The 472-nt window shown below is 42.2% G+C and carries 1 protein-coding gene; it reads left to right on the top strand.

All coding sequences use genetic code 11. The features are described 5' to 3' along the window. Positions 1-472 (top strand): alpha/beta hydrolase (locus AC1DND_RS29375; protein WP_477586561.1); only part of this gene is annotated, 472 nt, incomplete at both ends.

Raw genomic sequence — 472 nt, 5'->3', positions numbered from 1 at the left:
CCTACGTTTACGGTTTTCGAAGCACCTAAAAATATCGCTAAAGGAACTGCAGTAATCATTTGTCCGGGCGGTGGTTATGGCGCTTTGGCATTTAGCCATGAAGGAACCGATGTAGCCAAAAGATTTAATGCGATTGGAGTTACCGCTTTTGTATTGAAGTACCGGTTACCGAGCGATCAGATTATGGTTGATAAAACTTATGGCCCATTGCAGGATGCACAGCAGGCCATTTACCTGATTAGGAAAAATGCAAAAAAATATGGGATTAAGGCCAACAAGATCGGGATTATGGGTTTTTCTGCCGGGGGGCATTTTGCCTCAACTTTGGTTGCCCATTATAACGATCTTAAGGTTTCCGATCCGGAAAAGATAGATCTTAGGCCAAATTTCGCTGCATTAATTTATCCTGTAATCAGTTTTGAAGAATCTGTACACACTGGTACGATGAAGAATTTATTGGGCCCAAATCCTG

It is taken from the genome of Pedobacter sp. 01N416 (assembly GCF_056399685.1).
Note: the sequence above shows the minus strand (reverse complement) of the source record. Positions and strands in the feature narration are given on the sequence as shown.